This window comes from Desulfosarcina variabilis str. Montpellier (assembly GCF_048565275.1).
Taxonomy (GTDB): domain Bacteria; phylum Desulfobacterota; class Desulfobacteria; order Desulfobacterales; family Desulfosarcinaceae; genus Desulfosarcina; species Desulfosarcina variabilis.
In genome coordinates, this window is sequence record NZ_CP159846.1 from 8,719,939 (window position 1) to 8,738,716 (window position 18,778).

The 18,778-nt window shown below is 54.7% G+C and carries 15 protein-coding genes; 7 read left to right on the plus strand and 8 right to left on the minus strand.

Features of this window, described 5'->3' with window-relative positions; all coding sequences use genetic code 11:
• Positions 1-8: 8 nt before the first annotated feature.
• Positions 9-578: a cupin domain-containing protein gene (locus Dvar_RS39280; protein ID WP_419658910.1), complete on the minus strand. Its 570-nt coding sequence runs from the start codon at positions 576-578 to the stop codon at positions 9-11.
• 162 nt (positions 579-740) lie between these two features.
• Here Dvar_RS39280 and Dvar_RS39285 point away from each other — a divergent pair, with 162 nt between their 5' ends.
• Complete coding sequence (locus tag Dvar_RS39285; RefSeq protein ID WP_419658911.1) at positions 741-1,544, plus strand: glycerophosphodiester phosphodiesterase; 804 nt, start codon at positions 741-743, stop codon at positions 1,542-1,544.
• A gap of 11 nt (positions 1,545-1,555) precedes the next feature.
• Here the strand turns inward: Dvar_RS39285 and pcaD are convergent, their stop codons facing one another.
• From pcaD to Dvar_RS39300, 3 genes are all read right to left on the minus strand, one after another.
• The gene (gene pcaD / locus Dvar_RS39290; protein WP_419658912.1) at positions 1,556-2,413 is read right to left on the minus strand and encodes a 3-oxoadipate enol-lactonase; all 858 of its coding nucleotides are present in this window, start codon (positions 2,411-2,413) and stop codon (positions 1,556-1,558) included.
• A gap of 67 nt (positions 2,414-2,480) precedes the next feature.
• Positions 2,481-3,770, minus strand: a complete 1,290-nt coding sequence (locus Dvar_RS39295) for an IS701 family transposase (protein WP_419658913.1) — start codon at positions 3,768-3,770, stop codon at positions 2,481-2,483.
• Positions 3,771-3,877: 107 nt separating this feature from the next.
• On the minus strand, positions 3,878-4,858 hold the full coding sequence (locus tag Dvar_RS39300) for an NAD(P)-dependent alcohol dehydrogenase (protein WP_419658914.1): 981 nt from the start codon (positions 4,856-4,858) through the stop codon (positions 3,878-3,880).
• Positions 4,859-5,346: 488 nt separating this feature from the next.
• Between Dvar_RS39300 and Dvar_RS39305 the strand changes: the two genes are divergently transcribed.
• Positions 5,347-5,748 (plus strand): DUF1499 domain-containing protein, encoded by a 402-nt coding sequence (locus tag Dvar_RS39305; RefSeq protein WP_419658915.1) that lies wholly within the window; start codon positions 5,347-5,349, stop codon positions 5,746-5,748.
• Positions 5,749-5,822: 74 nt separating this feature from the next.
• Here Dvar_RS39305 and Dvar_RS39310 read toward each other — a convergent pair whose 3' ends face one another.
• Positions 5,823-7,202 (minus strand): deoxyribodipyrimidine photo-lyase, encoded by a 1,380-nt coding sequence (locus tag Dvar_RS39310; protein WP_419658916.1) that lies wholly within the window; start codon positions 7,200-7,202, stop codon positions 5,823-5,825.
• Between the two features lie 225 nt (positions 7,203-7,427).
• Here Dvar_RS39310 and Dvar_RS39315 point away from each other — a divergent pair, with 225 nt between their 5' ends.
• A complete protein-coding gene (locus Dvar_RS39315) occupies positions 7,428-9,164 on the plus strand; it encodes a chloride channel protein (protein WP_419658917.1) in 1,737 nt (578 codons plus the stop codon).
• A 21-nt stretch (positions 9,165-9,185) separates the two neighbouring features.
• On the opposite strand, the gene Dvar_RS39320 is transcribed toward Dvar_RS39315, so the two are convergent.
• Entirely contained in the window at positions 9,186-10,697 is a 1,512-nt protein-coding gene (locus tag Dvar_RS39320; protein ID WP_419658918.1) for a multiheme c-type cytochrome, read from the minus strand.
• 264 nt (positions 10,698-10,961) lie between these two features.
• Here Dvar_RS39320 and carB point away from each other — a divergent pair, with 264 nt between their 5' ends.
• The 4 genes from carB (at position 10,962) to ubiE (ending at position 16,731) form a co-directional block, all read left to right on the plus strand.
• On the plus strand, positions 10,962-14,186 hold the full coding sequence (gene carB, locus Dvar_RS39325) for a carbamoyl-phosphate synthase large subunit (RefSeq protein ID WP_419658919.1): 3,225 nt from the start codon (positions 10,962-10,964) through the stop codon (positions 14,184-14,186).
• Positions 14,187-14,444: 258 nt separating this feature from the next.
• Entirely contained in the window at positions 14,445-14,840 is a 396-nt protein-coding gene (locus tag Dvar_RS39330; RefSeq protein WP_419658920.1) for a hypothetical protein, read from the plus strand.
• Positions 14,841-15,128: 288 nt separating this feature from the next.
• Positions 15,129-15,836: a bifunctional 2-polyprenyl-6-hydroxyphenol methylase/3-demethylubiquinol 3-O-methyltransferase UbiG gene (ubiG, locus tag Dvar_RS39335; RefSeq protein WP_419658921.1), complete on the plus strand. Its 708-nt coding sequence runs from the start codon at positions 15,129-15,131 to the stop codon at positions 15,834-15,836.
• A 16-nt stretch (positions 15,837-15,852) separates the two neighbouring features.
• Positions 15,853-16,731: a bifunctional demethylmenaquinone methyltransferase/2-methoxy-6-polyprenyl-1,4-benzoquinol methylase UbiE gene (gene ubiE, locus Dvar_RS39340; RefSeq protein WP_419658922.1), complete on the plus strand. Its 879-nt coding sequence runs from the start codon at positions 15,853-15,855 to the stop codon at positions 16,729-16,731.
• 133 nt (positions 16,732-16,864) lie between these two features.
• On the opposite strand, the gene Dvar_RS39345 is transcribed toward ubiE, so the two are convergent.
• Both Dvar_RS39345 and dksA read right to left on the minus strand, forming a co-directional pair.
• Positions 16,865-17,797: a UbiA family prenyltransferase gene (locus Dvar_RS39345; protein ID WP_419658923.1), complete on the minus strand. Its 933-nt coding sequence runs from the start codon at positions 17,795-17,797 to the stop codon at positions 16,865-16,867.
• Positions 17,798-18,372: 575 nt separating this feature from the next.
• On the minus strand, positions 18,373-18,738 hold the full coding sequence (dksA, locus tag Dvar_RS39350) for an RNA polymerase-binding protein DksA (RefSeq protein WP_419658924.1): 366 nt from the start codon (positions 18,736-18,738) through the stop codon (positions 18,373-18,375).
• Positions 18,739-18,778: the final 40 nt, after the last annotated feature.

Sequence of the window (18,778 nt, forward strand, 5' to 3'; positions counted from 1 at the left end):
GTGCCTCCTTAACTGGGAATGTACAGCACGGCGTAAATGGATGCCGCCTGGGCCCCCTTGCAGCTCACATAGTGGGGCACGATGGAATTGTAATAAATGCTGTCGCCGGCTTCGAGGACATAGCTTTCCGTGCCATAGGTCACTTCCACCTGGCCGGAATAGACCACGATAAACTCTTCGCCCTCGTGGCTGGACAAGTCCTTGGACTTTTCCGATTCAGGTAACAGCTCCACATAAAACGGCTCCATGTGGCGATCGCTTTTTCCGCTGCCCAGGCTGTAAAATTTCAGGGCCACGGGTTTATCCTTGCCGCGCAACATGCTCAGTTCTTCTTTGCGTTCCTCACGCCGGACCACCAGGGGATCCTTGCTGATCTGATCGTCAAGAAAGGTGCCCAAACGGACGTCCAGGGCCTTTGCGATCTTGAGCAACGGCCCCAGGGACGGATAAACGTCATCTTCAACGACATTGTTGATAAAACCGACATCGAGACCTGTCCGCTCGGAAAGAACGTCCACCGACATCTCCTGCTTTTCCATAAATGTCCGGATACGCTGACCAACTTTTTCTGTTTTCATGGAATTCATTCTCTTTTGTCTTTGCCGTGTCATGGATCATGGAATGCGGCGACCGGCTGTTTTTTTGGTTTGGCCTATGCTAATCTGCCCCAACAAAGCAAACTGTCCCTATAACCCAAACGGCTGTGTAGTCAAAGGATTTTTTGTTTCGGAGGACATGGAATGAATGGCGCTCGAAAAATGGATCGGGTTGAAACGGTGTTTCACCGTATGGCAGACGCGATCTGCCGACGATGGCCGCAGTCTGTTCCCCGAGCTGATCACCTGAACACCTGCCGGATCATCTCCCACCGTGGTGAACACGACAACCAGGCCTGTTTCGAAAACACCCTGGCGGCCTTTGACCAGGCCGCCGCCGCAGGCGTGTGGGGCCTTGAGCTGGACGTCCGCTGGACCCGGGACCTGGTTCCGGTGGTGTTCCACGACGCGGACACCGGGCGCCTTTTCAATGCCCCCATTCAAATCCGCCACCTGACGGCAGATGCGCTTAACGCCCGCTTTCCGCTGATCCCCACCCTGGCCGAAGTGGTGGATCGTTACGGCGGCAGGCAACACCTGATGATCGAAATCAAAACGGAAATCTACCCGCGGCCGGCCACCCAACGCCGGCACATGCAACGGCTGCTGGGACACCTTACAGCGGGCAGGGACTTTCATTTGATGGGGCTTAATCCATCCCTATTCGCTCTGTTTGATTTCCTTCCAGCCAAAGCGTTCATTCCCATTGCCCGTCTTCGCATCGATCGTTTCAGCAGGCTGGCCAGAGCCAAGCAATGGGGAGGAATCGCCGGCCACCATCTTTTTATGTCCCGCAGCCTGATCCATTACCATCATGGGTTGGGCCAAGGGATCGGCACCGGCTTTGCCGATTCCCGCAACTGCCTGTACCGGAGCGTTGCCCGCCGTGTGGATTGGGTTTTTTCCAACCGGGCAGCAGCCATGCAGGCGATTTGCCAGCGGGTCTAAATCAGCGTCCATCAAATGCTAAGTCTCCTTCCAGCGCTGGCCTGCAAATAACCCGGCTCTTCTAATCGATCTTGTTTATCCAGACTAATTTCTTTAATAAAGGCAATGATCGCTGAAGCCAAACTGTCTGCCGCCTCAATGCAGGGTAGATGCCCGGCGCCATCCACGAGCCGAAAGCTCGATTCAGCGATCAGATCGGCCATGGATTGCACCAGGTCAGGCGGTGTGGCAACATCCTCTGAACCACACAGGCAGTCTACGGGCAGTCTCAAACTCTTGGCAGCCACTGTCAGATCGGCGTCTCGCAGTGCCGCACAGGCGCCGATGTATCCCTCGACGGGGGTACGGACCAACATATTGCGCCAACCGGCTACCGCCTCCGGAACGGTATGACGAAAAGATTTGGAAAACCATCGCTCAAGAATGGAATCAGCGACACGTTCAATCCCATATCGCCGAATCTGTTCGATACGCTGGTTCCACATCTCATCCGATCCGATCCTATGGGCCGTGTCACAAAGAACCAACCCACGAACCATACCGGGACGACGCGCCGCGAGTCCCAGCGCGATCATGCCGCCCATTGCAACGCCACAAAATATCGCTCTCTTGATGCGTAGATGGTCAAGAAGGCCGAGCAAATCGTCGATGTGGTTGTCCAAGGTATAGGGAGCCGGGGGCGCATCGGAAAGGCCATGTCCCCTTGTGTCGTAGCAGATGCTCTGAATTCTGCCGCCCAGGTGGCTAAGCACACCATTCCAAATTCTCAGGTCCATCCCTAAAGAGTTGGCGAAAACCACCAGTGGTGCACCGGCATATCCTCTTCGTCGGTAGTGAATGTGCAGTCCGCCGATTAAATCAACCTGCATGACTATATCCTCCGAACGGCATCCGCATTACCCATAAAGACGGCACCGCCAATCCATATTACGTAATTTAAGCTGCGACCGCATAGTAAATAGTGCTTTTTTTCCCCATCCTGATTTTCATGTGCCACAAGAAAAAATGGGCCATCATGCATGTGAGTATATGATGATGCCATCCTGAAAACTTACGAACTTCATAGTGGTCCATGCCCAGTTCGGTATTGGCTTCATCGAAACACTGCTCAATCGCCCAGCGCAGCCCGCTAAGCCAGACGAGGGTTTCCAGGCTCGTGCTCGAGGAGGCATTACTGATAAAAAAACGGTATTGCGGATCGTCCCCAACGGTTCTGCGGATCAGTAACCAAATGGTTTTTTGCGGCCTACCGGCAGCGGACAGGATCACCCGGCGCCGCGTGAACTCGTAGACAACCGGCCCTTTGGCGCCCTCAGACACCTGTCGGCGATACCAAAAATAGTCGTTGATATTTTTGGCCAATTCTTCTACGGCCATGGGGTCACTGTCCTGGCCGACCAGAATGGTCTTGGTCCGGGTTTTGCCACCCCAGCGATACGTTTTACTCAAGGTCATCGGTCGCTTGAGCCAACATTGGGTGTCTTTGGAAACCGCCACAAAATAGGTTTTATCCGGCATCGATTCAACGGTTTCTATGAATTGAGAATTTTCTCCGTATATCGAGTCGGCCAGCACATATTTAAACGGCAGTATATTTTCCTTACGCAGATCGGCAAGCATCTCGGCGGCCAATTGCGGTTTGGATTTATAAACGGTGTCTTCCGGCAGTTTGCATTTTTTACGACGAGCGGAATAATCTTTGGCGAACCACTTTTTAGGGATGAACAGTCGCTTGTCTACCATTGCGTATCCGGATTCGGAAACATAGCCGGCGAAAACGCCCACCTGGCAATTGTCGACCTTTCCAATGCTCCTGCAGTATTGTTTGGCGACGCCGACCGAGTCATGGCCCTTTTTGAGAAAACCGCTTTCATCGAAAATGATGGCCCCATCAGGACTGCCCAGATCGTCATCAACAAAACTACGATACTTAGACCCCATTTTAATGTCAGCCCATGGCGCATCGCTAACAAAGCGTTGTAAGGCCCTGACATTGCCGTTCTCAACGGCCAACGCGATCGGTTCGATAGACTTGCGCGCCAGTGGGCTGAATTGGCCAGCCATATATTTAAAAAAATGATCTCTGGATTCGCTGCGCTGGAAACAATCGGCAAACTGCTCGTGAAAGCCATTGAGTTCAATCATAAAATCTTCGAAATCGCCTTTACTGAGGTCAAATTTAGGAACCGGATAGAGATAGTCGCCACAACGCATGACTGGTAGCATGATCTGCCTCCTTCTTTATTTTTTTGCATAGTATGGCAGACCTAGAGGCTATTTTCAACAAAAAAATAGACTAAGTTTCGTAGTAGGTATTTTTCCCCTCAAATGGATTACGAATTCACGATGGAAATAATCACAGCCCCCAACCGTTTCTCCGTCTCCACACGTCGATGCGCGTCCGCGGCCTGATCAATTGAATAGACCTTGTCCACAACAGGTTTGATTTGCCCCTTTTCAATCATCTTTGTTAAGGTGATCAGTTCTTGCGTTGTTTCTCCGGCAAAGGCAAAAATCGCTTTTTTGTCAGTACACATGGACGTCAACAACGCGCGCAACATATCGGATAGCTTGGGATTTGCCATGAGGTAGCGTCCCTTGGGGTTGAGACTGCGGATACACGCGGTATATGAATATTTGGCAACCATATTAAAAATCACATCATAGGTCCGGCCATATTTGGTAAAGTCTTCTTTGGCATAATCGATGAAATGATCCGCGCCGATATGGCACAACATCTTTTTCTTGTGCAAACCGTCAACAGCCGTCACCTCGGCCCCCAACGCTTTTGCGATCTGGATGCCATAAATGCCAATGCTGCCCCCGGCACCATTGATCAGCACCGTTTCTCCCTTTTGGATGTTTGCGCTTTGCATAAAATGGATCGCATTCAAACCACCCAGCACTGCTGCCGCCGCCGCTTCAAAGCTTGAATGCCGGGGTTTGGGCACAATTGTGGATTCTGCCGGCAGGCACAGGTATTCAGCATGGGCGCCCAGCCTTAGCCCGGCCGCGCCAAAGACTTCATCTCCTTCTTTATAAGAATCCACCCTATTTCCGACCGACTCGACTTCACCTGAAAAATAGCCGCCCAATATCTTTTTCCTCGGCCTTATGATTCCCAGAGCAATTCTCATGGGCAGTCTCAGCCACTTCACTTGAAAATCAAGACTTCGCATCTCACAATCCGCCTTGGTGACCTCCGCCGCATGAATTTTGACCAGGATTTGATCATCATTGGGTATCGGTGTCTCAACCACCTTGACCTGAAGCACTTCCGGGGGGCCGTACTTTTCGTATACAATTGATTTCATAAAAAAGCCTTTGGTCGTATCTTGCCTCCATCGATGTTCAGAAACATTATTTTTCTCTATGATTTTAAGATATGGGCAAGTATTTGATAAGCAATTTTGATACCGTCTGACAGGTAACAATGGTATTGTTATCATATGTTGCCTTGCTTCCGTGCCCCGCGGGGGAGCACCAACTGGGCTTGGACCGACCGGATAGAATGTTCCCACGCTTAAGCGCGTGGGAACCGGCCAACTGGCGCGTCATGGTGAACCAAATCAACAAATTGTTAGCAGCTTGTGTAGGAGTGGAAACAATTCGGTTGATGGTGGCGTCAATAGTCAGCCGTTTGTGACCGGCAAAAACGAGTTGTCACTTGACGAGGGCACAAAAACGCGTAATTTTTGAAGTACAGATACTTCGTTTCCTTTCATCCTGACCCTTGACACCAGTGGTGCACATGAAAACAAACCATAAATTGGGGTTATCAATCATATTATCAGGAGCCATCATGTTTTCTTGCGCTGGAAAGCCACCCGAGAATATCGGCGTTACCAATGGATATCTGGCCCCCTGCCCCGACTCGCCCAATTGTGTCTCTAGCCAGAGCAAGGAGAAAACGCACACCATCGCTCCGCTTGTTTACAATGGTGAGCAGGCTGCCGCCAAGGAGACGTTAAAACAGGTGGTTACGAGCATGGCCGGTGCCCGCCTAATAACGGATACAAAAGATTATCTTTATGCAGAATTCAAATCCAGAATCATGGGATTTGTCGATGATGTGGAATTCTATTTCCCGAACGAATCCATCATCCACGTCCGGTCCGCTTCCCGGATGGGGTATTCCGATCTGGGCGTCAACCGGAAACGCATCGAAACGATCCGGCAGCGTTTTGATGCACTGCGTCCCTGAAAAAATAATACCGGCAAGGTCATAGTTAATAATGAGAGTCCCTTTGGGAGGCCACTCGCCACAGGTCCGCCGTATCAGCTTTTCAAGCCTCGCACCCGCCCATCCACCTTTTCAACATAGGCCTTGATGTCGCATTTACGTTCCAGGCCGCTGGCCGCCATATAACGGACTTTTCCGAAAATGGGCCGCTCGAACCAGGCCCGGTCATGCTTACCGAACACCCAGGCCACCCCGGCATAGGAGTTGGGATCACGGCCGTCGAGGAAGTATTTATTGTTGATGGAAAGGGTGGTGGCAAATGCCTGCTCGGGCGAGCCTGACCACTCCAGGATCTTTTTGCCCCAGTACATGCGCATGTAGTTGTGCATGAACCCGGTATGCTTCATCTCACGCATGGCTGCGTTCCAATAGGGGTCATGGGTCTGGGCAGCTTCGAGCACATCCTGACTGTATTTGTACTCGCGGGGGTCGCCGGCGTGTTCGGCCAGAGTCTTTTGTGCCCACGCCGGCAGGCAGGTATAGCGATCATATTCTTTTTCGTAATAAACGAAATTGACGGCCAGTTCCCGGCGCACGATCAATTCCTCCAGATAGCCGTCCCGATCGCTCGCCTGCCCGCTTTTGGCGTCGCGCACGGCCAGGGCCAGACGAACGGGCGAGATCTGGCCGAAGTGCAGGTAGGGGCTCATGTGAGAAATGTCATCGGTCTGGGGCTGATTGCGGTTGGCATCATAATGATCGAGGTGCTGACCAAGAAAATTCTTGAGCCGCCGGTTGGCCTCGCTGGTGCCGCCCTTGAACAAGCCGGTCACCGGTTCAACCGAGCGATCCAGATCCAGTTTGGACAACACCGTGTCGATGTCGTTCAGGTCCAGGCCGTGGATCTCCATGCCCAGGGATGGTTGTTGTGGTTTCACCGGCCGGGACAGCCGGAGAAAGTCATGGATGTGTTTTTTCACCCGCGGGCGAAAGGTGCGCGCGGCATACTCGGCCTTGGCGGATGCCACAGCCACCGGCACCACTACATCCCCCTCCACCTGAACCACAAGACAGGGCGCTTGTTTGGCCACCCGCCAGCGCCATTGCCGTTGGTAGCGGGTATACCCGACGTCACACACCATCAAGGCCGCCTGCTGTCCAAGCTCAAGCGCCACCCGGTCCGGCGACCCCATCCGCACCACCAACTGGATGCCCATCTTGATCAATCTATCCTTTACATCGACCAGCCCTTCCAGCATAAACCGGTAATGGCGCAGATTCGCCTCGGGATAGGCGTCGGTGAGTCCGAACCCGACGATCACCGGCAGGTGCAGCCGGTTGGCCTCCTGAATCGCGATATCCAGTGCCGGATTGTGCTCGGCCCGTTGGGACTGCTGCATCCAGTAAAGCACATACTCACCGGCAACAATTTCACGGTCGTTGCGTACCTTGATGCGCGGGTTGGTAACAGGCATGGGGTTCTCCTTCAATGTTTCAATCCAACGGTTGTGAAAATGCCGGCCGCAACAATATGCTTGACACGCAGGGCACGATAGGAAAGGCTGCCCCTAACGCTGTATAAGCCGTAGGGCTTCAGAGACAAGGCGCTCATGCCTATTCATCATTGACTGATTTAGTGTCCATCCAGAACCGGATGGGCACTATTTAAAATCATGCCAACGTCTACCGAACCAATTTGGATGTTCAAGTCAGACAGGGAAAATCTGATCCCCCTTTTAATGGTCGCCGTCCTCATCGGCCTGCTGAGCGGGATTCTGGCGGTTGGGTTTCGCTATCTGTTGCTGGTTGCCACCCGTTTATGCTGGCAGAATCCCTTTGATATTGTCGGCGCGGCAACCCATCTGGCGTGGTATGTGGTTATCTTAATTCCAGTATTGGGCGGTTTGGCCATCGGCCCCATCGTTTCCATACTGGCGCCTGAAACCCGGGGCGCCGGCGTGCCCGAAGTCATTCACGCTGTCGCTTCACGGCAAGGGATTATCAAGCACCAAACGACGGTCTATAAAATTCTATCGACGGTGATTTCCATCGGTACCGGAGCCTCTGTGGGCAGGGAAGGCCCCATTGTGCACATCGGCTCATCGGTCGGTTCTTCCATCGCTCAACTGCTCAGGCTTTCCCCTGAATGGCGCACCGTTTTTCTGGCGTGTGGCGCGGCAGCCGGAATTGCCGCCACGTTCAACGCCCCCATGGCAGGCATGCTGTTCGCCGTGGAAATTATCCTTGTCGATTTTGAAATCAGCCATCTGAGCCACATCGCCATTTCAGCGGTAACGGCCACCGTTGTTTCCCACCATTTCTTTGGCAACCTGCCGGCCTTCGACATCCCCGCCTACACACTGGTCAGTTACCGGGAGATTGCCCTTTATGGCCTGCTCGGCATCCTGGCCGGCTTTGTATCCATCGCTTTCATCAAATCCATATCCCATGTCGAAGACGCCTTGAACCGGCTCAAGATCCCCGGCTATGTGCAACCCGCCGTGGGCGGATTGGTGGTGGGGGTGATCGCCCTTTACTGTCCCCATGTGATCGGCGTGGGGTATCAGTCCATCAACCTGATCCTAACCGGAAAAATGGCGATTAATCTCATTGCCATTGTTCTCGTTCTTAAACTGGTGGCCACCTGTTTTTCCGTCGGAGCCGGTTTTTCAGGCGGCATTTTCGCCCCCTCCCTGGTATTGGGCTCCCTGTTGGGCGGCCTGTTCGGCATCGCCGTCAATATCTTGTTCCCGGCGTGGGTTGCGTCCTACCCGGCATACGGGTTGATCGGCATGGGGGCGATCGTCAGTGGCGTCACCATGGCACCCATTACAGCCATTTTTACTATTTTTGAGCTGACCTATAATTTCGAGATTATCCTGCCCTTGATAACGAGTTGCATCGCCAGCCTGATTATTGTCAAGAAATTTTACGGAAATTCGATCTATGAGACCAAATTGCTCAAGAGAGGCATTAAAATTGTCCGTGGCCATGACGTCAACCTCTTGCGATCCATTCCGGTGACCCAATATATGGACCGGGAATACGAAAGCGTCCGGACAGACACAGGTCTGCGGGAATTGATCGTCAAAGCGCAAAAAAGCAGGTATCCTCACTTTGTCGTCTTGAATCACAAAGACGAACTCGTCGGCATGCTATCCATGCGGGATTTGAAAAACTGCCTGTCCGACATGGTTGATTTGTGTGAGATCATCGTGGCCGCAGACATCATGAGCACAGCGGTTTACTGCCTGGCCTCGAACGACACCCTTGAAACCGCCTTCGAAGTGTTTGAGGGAAAACATATCTCGACACTGCCGGTGGTGGATTCAAGGCACAGAAAAAAGGTTCTCGGCATTCTGAAAAAAAGTAATCTGCTGCTGGCCTATAACGAGAAAATTCTGAAGATCCGCATCCTGCAAAATCGGATCAAATAACAGATCCCCCCAAGTCGCCCCTTACGGATTTTTGCCGTTAACCGTTTCGAGCATCCGTCGCTGCGCCAGCCATTTATGAAGATCGGCCATGGTACGGGAGAGCTGGTAACGACCGTCGGCAAAGACCCCGTAATCGCCGCCGCCGGCCATGGCCGAGGCAAAGCGCACCGTGTTGGCGTAAAAGAGCCAGGCATCACTCCACAGGCGTTCGCTGTGCTCGTCAAAGGGATTGCCGCCCTGGTCCAGTCCCTGGGCATAGCCCCGGCGCCAGCCCTCGGTCATCAGTTCGGTGATCGTCCCAATGGCCCGGTTGGTTCGTTCAATGGTATTGGTGTAGCGCCGCCAGTGGCCCTCGACCCAGCCGGTGGCATGGCAGGCCTTGCAGGTAGCCTGCATGGTCTGCGTGTGTTGGGCCTGAATATCCGGTCCAATGAGATCGGCTTTGGCCAGGCCACCCTTGAAATCCGTGGGCAGGGGCAATCCATCGGCGTTGCGGATGGTTGATGTAACCGGCGATTTGGGCTGGGGATGGGCGTAGATCAGGCCGAAAATGCGCCATGCCAGACGGTCTTTCATTTCATGGGTGCGCTGGCTGATAGTCTGACCGTCTTCGGTGACCACCTGGCTGATATGGCAGGTGGCACAGGTGGGCGCCGTGAAATCACGCCCCACGGTCCACGGCACGGTCTTGAAGTCCCAGTCCGCTTTTTTGGAGGTATAGATATTGCCGTGCTTGCTCGAGGTATAGACCTTGTACGCCGGCACATCCGGTCCCACATGACACTCCTGACAGGTATGCGGTTTGCGGGCCACGGCCATGGAGAATTCATGCCGGGTGTGGCAGGCCGAACAGGCCCCCTTGCTGCCATCGGTATTGATCCGGCCCACCCCTTGATTGGGCCAGCCCTCGATCACGGGAAATTCCAGTTCACCGGCATCGGTGTCGCGGATTACCGTGCCACTGACCTTCAGTACCGTACCATGACAATAATAGCAGGCTTCGGCCCGGGTATCAGCATCCACCGGAGCCGTCTTGAGTTGTCCCTTTTCCAGGGATCGATCGGCCAGGATGGCGTTTTCCAACTGGTTGTAGAGTGCATTGTCGGCCAGATTGCCAACCGCATGGGCCATGATATTGCGTGAATACTGGTCGGCCTCGACAGCATGACAGGTGCGGCAGTCATCCGGACTGACCACCACATGGATGTCGGTGCCGTTGTGGTCAACGGTGTCGGCATGTTTGTCGCTGCGCAGGCCGTGGCATTCGGCACATCCCACGGCCACCGTTTGAAGCGCCTGGGGAATGGTCTGGCTGGATACCTTGCGGGACAGGTCATCGGCCTTCAGGGCCGCGGCCGGTGTGATCACGGCATGGCGGCTGGCGCGCCAGTCGGCCACAATCCCCGGATGAAAGACGCCGTGACAATCCAGGCATTCCTGAGTGGCCTCGCTGATGGGGGCCTCCTGACTGAAAACGATAGCCGGCAAAAACAAAAGCAATAAAGCGGACAAGTGGAACCAACGGCAATACACGGCAATCTCCTTTATGATCTTGGATCCTGCCTATCCAAAAAGTGACGGGATGGTTGATTGTTTGAACAGGCTTCGGATCAATTCGGTCGTGGGCTGATCCAATACCGATATTGCCACGCATGATAGCCGAAATGGAAGATTTCGTCCAGCGTGGGAGATACGCATACTTAAGGCTTGTTTTTCATTTTTACTTAATTTAACTAAAAAAATTCAATTTTAATGACACCCCGACCATCATCGGCAACAATTTCACCAGGAGGAAAAATGCCCAAACGCGAGGATATCCACAAAATACTGATTATTGGCTCCGGTCCCATTGTCATCGGCCAGGCCTGCGAATTCGACTACTCGGGCACCCAGGCCTGCAAGGCCCTCAGAGGATTGGGCTACCAGATCGTTCTGGTCAACTCGAATCCGGCCACGATCATGACCGATCCGGGACTGGCCGATGTGACCTATGTGGAACCCCTCAACGCCAAGGTGCTTACCGAAATCATCGCCGCCGAGCGCCCGGATGCCGTACTGCCCAACCTGGGTGGACAGTCGGCCCTGAACCTCACCGCCGAACTGCACCATCAGGGCGTGCTTAAAGAATTCGGCATCCAGGTCATCGGTGTCAGCCTGGAGGCCATCGAACGCGGCGAGGACCGCACGGCGTTCAAGGAGACCATGACCCGCCTGGGAATCGAGATGCCCAAGAGCGAAGCCGTGGAAAGTGTCCAGGAGGCTGAACGGGTGGCCCGGGAACTGGGCTATCCGGTGGTCGTCCGTCCGGCATACACCATGGGTGGCACCGGCGGCGGCCTGGTGTTCAACGTTGAGGAACTACGCATTGTTGCCGCCCGGGGACTTGCGGCCAGTTTGATCGGCCAGGTCCTGATCGAGGAATCGGTCCTGGGATGGGAAGAGCTGGAGCTGGAAGTGGTCCGGGATGCCAAGAATCAGATGATCACGGTGTGTTTCATTGAAAATGTCGACGCCATGGGCGTTCACACGGGCGACAGCTACTGCACGGCGCCCATGCTGACCATTGATCCGGCCCTGCAAAAGCGCCTGCAGGACTATTCCTACGCCATTGTCGAGGCCATCGAGGTGATCGGCGGCACTAACGTTCAATTCGCCCACGACCCGGCCACCGGACGGGTCGTGGTCATTGAAATCAACCCGCGCACCTCGCGCTCATCGGCCCTGGCCTCCAAGGCCACCGGGTTTCCCATTGCCCGGGTCTCCTCCCTGCTGGCCGGCGGGCTGACCATGGACGAAATTCCCTACTGGCGCGACGGCACCCTGGAAAAATACACCCCGTCAGGCGACTATGTGGTGGTGAAATTCCCTCGCTGGGCTTTTGAAAAATTCGAGGGTATCGAGGATCAGCTGGGCACCCAGATGCGGGCCGTGGGCGAAGTCATGAGCATCGGCAAGACCTATAAGGAAGCCTTCCAGAAAGCCATCCGCAGTTTGGAAATCAATCGCTACGGCCTGGGCTTTGCCAACGATTTTCATACATTGCCGCTGGAAACGCTCATGAAAAGGCTCTCCCAGGCCACCAGCGAGCGCCAGTTCATCATGTACGAGGCCTTGCGCAAAGGCGCCGATACCGATGCGCTGCATTCGGCAACGCACATCAAGCCATGGTTTATCGAACAGATGCGCGAACTGGTACAGCTCGAGGAGGAAATTCTTGGGTATCAGGGCAAAACGCTTCCCGACGCATTGCTGGAACGCGCCAAAAAGGACGGCTTTGCCGACCGCTACCTGGCCCGACTGCTGGACGTGCCGGAAACCGCCATCCGCGATCAGCGACGGGCCATGGGAGTGGTGGAAACCTGGGAGCCGGTGCCGGTGAGCGGGGTCGAAAACGCCGCCTATTACTTTTCCACCTACAACGCCCCGGATCAGGTGACGGTCAGCCAGCGGCCCAAAATCATGGTCCTGGGCGGCGGCCCCAACCGCATCGGACAGGGCATCGAGTTCGATTATTGCTGCGTGCATGCGGCCCTGGCCATCCGCGATGCCGGATACGAGTCGATCATGGTCAATTGCAATCCGGAAACCGTGTCCACGGATTATGACACCTCGGACAAGCTTTATTTCGAGCCCCTTACCGTGGAGGATGTACTGAGCATTTACGAGAAGGAAAAGCCCGAGGGCGTGATCGTCCAGTTCGGCGGGCAGACACCGCTCAATATCGCCCGCGAACTGGCCGAGGCCGGTGTTCCCATTCTGGGTACATCGCCGGACACCATTGATCTGGCCGAGGACCGGGACCGCTTCCGCAAGATCATGCAGAATCTTGGCATCCCCCAACCCGAATCAGGCATGGCGGCCAGCCTCGACCAGGCGCGTGAGATCGCCGCGCGCATCGGTTATCCGCTGATGGTCCGCCCGTCCTACGTGTTGGGCGGCCGGGGCATGGAGATCGTTCATGATGATGCCATGCTGGCACGTTATGTCAATGCGGCGGTGGAACTGTCTCCCGAGCGGCCGATCCTGATCGACAAATTCCTGGACAATGCCATCGAAGCCGAAGCCGACGCCATCGCCGATGGGGATGATGCCTTCGTGCCCGCGGTAATGGAACATATCGAGCTGGCCGGCATCCACTCCGGCGACTCGGCCTGTGTGATTCCGCCCATCAGCCTGGCGCCCAAGCATATCGACACCATCCGCGAATATACCCGCCGCATCGCCAAGGCCCTGAATGTGGTCGGCCTGATGAATATGCAGTACGCCATTTACGACAATACCGTTTATGTGCTGGAAGCCAACCCCCGGGCATCGCGCACCGTGCCCATCGTCTCCAAAGTGTGCGGCCTGTCCATGGCCCGCGTGGCCACCCAGGTGGTGCTGGGACAAACGCTCTGTGAACTTGATATCAAAGACCGCCAGGTGCACCATTACGGGGTCAAGGAGGCGGTATTTCCTTTCAACATGTTTCCCGAAGTGGACCCCGTGCTGGGACCGGAAATGCGCTCCACCGGCGAGGTCCTGGGGTTGTCCCATTCGTTCGGCCGGGCGATTTTCAAGGCCCAGGAAGCCACCCAGGCCCCCCTGCCCCTTGACGGGACCGTGCTGTTTACCGTGGCCGACCGGGATAAGAATGCCGCCCTGGAGCCCGTGCGCCGGTTTCGGGAGCTGGGGTTCCGGATCATGGCCACTGAGGGCACGCACCGGTTCTTAAAGGAACGCGGCATCGACACGGTGGCTGTCTCCAAACTCGACCTGGGCCGGCCCAATCTGGTGGATGTGATCAAATGCGGAGACATTCAGCTGCTCGTCAACACCCCCAGCGGGAGCAAAAGCAGCCAGGACAGCTCGAATATCCGCAAGGCCGCCATCAAGTATAAGATTCCGTATATCACCACCACAGCTGCGGCCATTGCCGCGGCCAAGGGCATTGCCGCGCGGCGCCAGGGCGCCCCGAAAGTACGCTCCCTGCAACGCTACCATGCACAGATCGAAAACTCGGAAACCCAGGCCAACGGGTAACAGCGTGTGAAAGAATCGTAACACTGATCATCAAAAAGGGGCGGCAAGGGCATGACGGATCAAGCGGCCGGAAGGAAAAATCGGGCCCGCACGCCAAATTATCATCCGATCAGGTCCATAAACAAAATATTGAAATAATTGTTTTAACCATAGACTTATTTACTATTTAAATTCCTCCTTTTTAATGCTGGCATACGGCTTGCCATCAATGCGTGTACAGGCATAACGCCCGTGTCGGCAAAAAAAGGAGGTAAGGTGATGAAAAAATCGATCCTGATCAATGCAATCGCTGTTATATTCGCCCTGCAATTCATCAGCTGGGCCCCGGCTTTCGCGCAGGATGGCGTTCACTCACAAAATCGCATGCAAAATGATGTATCCGGCAATCTTTTCGCGTTACGATGGGACGAGGTCGGCTACGCGAGAGGCAAGCCGCCTGAAAGAGACAAACGGCATCGACCGGATCATCACAAAAGAGAGCGTGACAGACGCCATCATCACCGGCACCACGAAAAAAGACGTCCTGTACGCCATAAGGTCGTCGGGGTGGCAGTCGAACGGCAGAAACAGGCAGAAAAGCGTGTGGGAACCCGTCGCCCCGATGATCAGCAACAGCCCCGGCCCGACCAGTACAGGGGGCCTGTAAACGAATAATTCCAAATCGTTATTGCTTGTTGGCCCATTTTATCAAACCGCCCCCGAAAGACACCGATTTCAATATGCGCCTTTCGGGGGCGCCTTGTCGACCCACCCGGCACCAATGCCTTTGTGTTGGCATGCTTTTTTTCCGCAATCCTGATCTCCTTTTAGCCTGCCCCCTTTTCTGATTTACCCAATGGATTCAATTTTTGAGTTGGCCCTTGATCCATTACCGGCCATCTGCTATTTCTCTGGCCGCAAATATCCAACGCATCCACAACCGAATTGACCCGACGAGGAACCATGACGACCAGCGACAACATCGATCGCGCTGAAATTTCCCGTTTCTCGGCCATGGCCGACACCTGGTGGGACCGTGACGGTGAATTCAAGGCCCTGCACGACATCAACCCGGTGCGCCTGGCCTATGTGCGTGATCGAAGCGAGCTGGCGGGCAAAGCGGTTCTCGATGTGGGCTGTGGCGGGGGACTGCTCGCCGAGGCGCTGGCCGCCAGCGGCGCGCAGGTCACCGGTATCGACATGGCCGAGGCCTCCCTGGCCGTTGCCCGCGCCCATATGCGAGCAAGCGGGCTGACCGTCAACTACCAACAAAGCACGGCCGAGAATCTGGCTCATCAAATCCCCGATCATTTTAACGTGGTCACCTGCATGGAACTGTTGGAACATGTTCCGCGTCCAGCCTCCATCCTGAATGCCTGTGCCCGTCTGGTCAAACCCGGCGGGGACGTGTTTTTCGCCACGGTCAACCGCACATGGCTTTCACGGCTGCTGGTGATCGGAATGTCCGAATACGTTTTGGGAATAGTCAAAAAAGGGACCCATGAATATCGCAAACTGGTACGGCCAGACGAGCTGAAAAGATGGGGCATGGCGGCGGGACTTGATTTTATCAATCTGTCCGGTCTGCGCTATTTCCCCTTTATCGGCTATGCGTCGCTATGCGATGATACCAGTATGAATTACATGATGCATTTTAAACGAATAGAATAGGTTGAAAGGAGCCCGAATGGCCCTCTGGCGAAATCCCCAGTGGTTTGACGCTAAAAAGCGACAGGAACAAGTGGACGATCACATCCGGTCAACCGGCCGGGCCCGGTTCGGCATCCGCGAGTTCGATGAAGGTAAAAAAGCCGATGCCGTGCGTGTTCATTTCGACCGAGTAGCGCCTAAATACGATTTCATGAACTCATTGCTCAGCTTCGGCATCCAGCATACCTGGAAACGTGCCGCCGTGCGCCTGCTCGGTGTCCGGCCAGGCGACAAGGTGCTGGACGTCTGCGGAGGGACCGGTGATCTGGCCATCCTGGCTGGTCGGCGTACCGGCCCCACCGGCCAGGTGGTCGTCTACGACATCAACCATGCCATGATCCAGGCCGGCCGGCACAAAATCGATCCGTATCCTGATCTGGGCCACATCGGTTATGTTCAGGGGGATGCCGAGCGCATCACCTTTCCCAGCAACAGCTTTGACTGCGTCATGGTGGGCTTCGGGATCCGCAATGTCACCCACCTCAGGCAAGGATTCTCCGAGATGATCCGGGTGCTCAAGCCCGGCGGACGCTTCCTGTGCCTGGAGTTCTCACGGCCCACCAACTCCGTGTTCCGCGGTCTGTACGACTTTTACTCTTTCAACATTATGCCCGCCCTGGGCCAGTTGCTGGCAGGATCGGCCGAGTCCTATGCCTGCCTGCCGGAAACCATCCGCATGTTTCCTTTGCCGGATGAACTGTCCGCGATGCTCACCCGGCTCGGACTGCGTGATGTGCAATGGGAATCCATGACCAACGGGATCAGTGTGGCGCATGTCGGAATCAAACGCAGGGCCGTTGCGGGGCTGTGGCTCCTGGACGACGATGCGGCCCCCGCCAGGGAACACGTCAATTAAAAGAAATGATTGGGAAAGCCGGGCGGAAAGGAATCAATTCCCCCCGGCCCTGACCCCTGTTTTGGGATTTGGCGTTTGGGGGTCTGGGTTAAAAGCCATTCTCCATTCTCAATTTTCCATTATCCATTCTCAATTACCCCATCACCATCCTCACCAGCACCACCGCCAGCAGGCTCAGCGGAAAGTGGCTGGCCTTGTTGAACAGGTCCATGGCATTACGGCGGTCGTTCTGCTCGACCAGTCGCAGGGCCGGCAACAACAGCAACCAGATGCCCAGGCCGGCCACGGCCAGCAGATGAACAGCGCCGAAGGACATGGGGGAGATCCATATGAGCATGAAGGTTAACAGGTAGGCCGCCACCAGGCAGGCCTGGGACAACAGGGCCGCACGCGCCAGCCCGAGCTTCACGGGGATGGTCTTGGCCTTGAAATGCCGGTCTTCTTCGATATCGGTCCAATCATTGGGAATATTCTGGCCGCCGATCTCCCAGAAGAAAATCAGACCCAGCAAAACGATCAAAAACAATACCGACGGATGCGGATTGACAGCAAAGACCGCAGCCACAGCCCCTAAGGATTTGACGATCCCGTTGATCACAGCACGCATCGGTGTCACCCGCCACAGCAGACAGTAAATTGTCTCCAATGCGCCGCCGGCAAGAAAAACATAAAGGCAGATCGGATTGAGCAGCCATGCGCCCAGCATGGCCACCATGGCCCATCCAGCGGCCCATAAAATGCCCTCGGGCAGCGTGAGCACCCCTTTGGCCAGTGGATGCCGCACCAATACCCCGTCTAGAAAATCTTCTCCATCGCTGTATCCGCCGACGCGCACTTTCTCCCGGTCAGTGCGGTAATCGACCAGATCGTTAAGTGCATAAACAGCCGTATAGCCAGCATACACGGTAATCATTCCCAAAACGACAACCACAGGGGGAGGAAAGTGGCCGAGGCACAGCAGCGCGGCCAGCGCCGGTGTAGCAAGATCAATAACGAGATGGGGGGTCCGGGAAAGCGCCAACAGCAGCTTCAGGCGCGGATGGGTTACAAGGCTGTTAAACGTCATGGTTGTCATGTCACCTAATATCACTTCATCATCATAAGGGGGGTTATCATGTCAGGAACTTTTTTGAGATCGGTGCAAATTGTCAGAACTGCACCAATTTGTCAATTTCAAGCTGGCTTCCTGGCAGGGTAACCGCATTTATAATATTCCATGCCGACTCACGTGATAGAAAAAACAGGCCTAACGGCTGATTACTGAAAGCTGACCTTGGGTTTCTTAAACCGCCCTTTTCAGACTCAAAAACAGCGGGCAAATCCGTGCATTCAGAAAAAATAGAAAAGAAATTCCAAATGCGGTTACCCTGGACGTTCCGGCAGGGTAACCGCATAATGTCACCATCTATCGATCTTTTTTTTGCAAAAACAGGCCATGTCTGCAACGTCGGTTCTTCATATGGGATGGTTCAAACTGTTTAAAAAGAAAATGGGTGGGCCATCTGCTCAGGCGTCGTGATCCTCACGGCCAATTAGGAAATTGTGTCATCGGCCATCTAAACCGTTCCCCTCTTATTGGGTCAACCAATGTTCGACCATTGCCTGGCATTCCCACAAGTGCTGCAAAATTCGGCGGTATCGTCAATCACCGACAACCCGCTCGCGGGCCTCTTGCTTGGTTTTGCAGTTGATGCAGTAGTTGGTGACCGGTCTGGCTTTCAAGCGTGCGATACCAATGGGCTCCTCGCATTCCTCACAAATCCCGTAGGTCCCCTCTTCAATGGCGACCAGGGCCTTCTTGATTTTAGCGATCAATCGGCTTTCTCTGTCATGCATTCGAATCCGATCGTTGCGCGAGCGTTCCTCTGTGGCCCGATCCAGCGGATCGGCTTCATTGTTGTATGACTCACCAACCAACTCACCAACGGCAACATCCGCTTTTTCCAGCAACACGTCCAGCTCGCTTTGCAACAAATTCTTAAAAAATTCGAGATCTTTCTTATCCATTGAACCATCCTAGAAAATTATGGGGTTAAAATGATCCAAA

Coding starts and splice junctions, on each gene's coding strand:
- Dvar_RS39285 (WP_419658911.1), top strand. CDS start 741: ATGAATGGCGCTCGAAAAATGGATCGGGTTGAAACGGTGTTTCACCGT.
- Dvar_RS39295 (WP_419658913.1), bottom strand. CDS start 3,770: ATGCTACCAGTCATGCGTTGTGGCGACTATCTCTATCCGGTTCCTAAA.
- Dvar_RS39305 (WP_419658915.1), top strand. CDS start 5,347: ATGTTTTCTTGCGCTGGAAAGCCACCCGAGAATATCGGCGTTACCAAT.
- dksA (WP_419658924.1), bottom strand. CDS start 18,738: ATGGATAAGAAAGATCTCGAATTTTTTAAGAATTTGTTGCAAAGCGAG.
- ubiE (WP_419658922.1), top strand. CDS start 15,853: ATGGCCCTCTGGCGAAATCCCCAGTGGTTTGACGCTAAAAAGCGACAG.
- Dvar_RS39280 (WP_419658910.1), bottom strand. CDS start 578: ATGAAAACAGAAAAAGTTGGTCAGCGTATCCGGACATTTATGGAAAAG.
- Dvar_RS39330 (WP_419658920.1), top strand. CDS start 14,445: ATGAAAAAATCGATCCTGATCAATGCAATCGCTGTTATATTCGCCCTG.
- Dvar_RS39310 (WP_419658916.1), bottom strand. CDS start 7,202: ATGCCTGTTACCAACCCGCGCATCAAGGTACGCAACGACCGTGAAATT.
- Dvar_RS39300 (WP_419658914.1), bottom strand. CDS start 4,858: ATGAAATCAATTGTATACGAAAAGTACGGCCCCCCGGAAGTGCTTCAG.
- carB (WP_419658919.1), top strand. CDS start 10,962: ATGCCCAAACGCGAGGATATCCACAAAATACTGATTATTGGCTCCGGT.
- pcaD (WP_419658912.1), bottom strand. CDS start 2,413: ATGCAGGTTGATTTAATCGGCGGACTGCACATTCACTACCGACGAAGA.
- ubiG (WP_419658921.1), top strand. CDS start 15,129: ATGACGACCAGCGACAACATCGATCGCGCTGAAATTTCCCGTTTCTCG.
- Dvar_RS39345 (WP_419658923.1), bottom strand. CDS start 17,797: ATGACGTTTAACAGCCTTGTAACCCATCCGCGCCTGAAGCTGCTGTTG.
- Dvar_RS39315 (WP_419658917.1), top strand. CDS start 7,428: ATGTTCAAGTCAGACAGGGAAAATCTGATCCCCCTTTTAATGGTCGCC.